The following is a 393-nucleotide window of genomic DNA, read 5'->3' as shown; positions in this document are numbered from 1 at the left end:
CACCGGCCCTGGCAGCGGGGTGCACCGCGGTGCTGAAGCCGGCGACGGAGACGCCCCTGACGGCGTACGCCGTGGCGGCGCTGCTGGAGCAGGCGGGGATGCCCCCAGGGGTGCTCAACGTCGTCACGACGTCGACCGCGGGCCCCGTCGTCGAGGCGATGCTGTCCGACCCTCGCACGCGCATGCTGTCGTTCACCGGCTCGACCGAGGTGGGTCGGCGGCTGCTGCGCGTCGCCGCGGATCGCGTCCTAAAGTGCGGGATGGAGCTCGGGGGCAACGCGCCGTTCGTCGTCCTCGGCGACGCGGACGTGGACTCCGCGCTCGACGGCGCCATGGTCGCCAAGATGCGCAACGGGGGCCAGGCGTGCACGGCCGCCAACCGGTTCCTCGTGG

General features: G+C 73.8%; 1 protein-coding gene. It reads left to right on the top strand.

Annotated elements, in window-relative coordinates; all coding sequences use genetic code 11:
* The coding region (locus G3I78_RS50380; RefSeq protein ID WP_164437377.1) for an aldehyde dehydrogenase family protein at positions 1-393 on the top strand (393 nt) is incomplete at both ends.

Source organism: Streptomyces sp. SID13726 (assembly GCF_010548375.1).
Lineage (GTDB): Bacteria > Actinomycetota > Actinomycetes > Streptomycetales > Streptomycetaceae > Streptomyces.
Note: the sequence above shows the minus strand (reverse complement) of the source record. Positions and strands in the feature narration are given on the sequence as shown.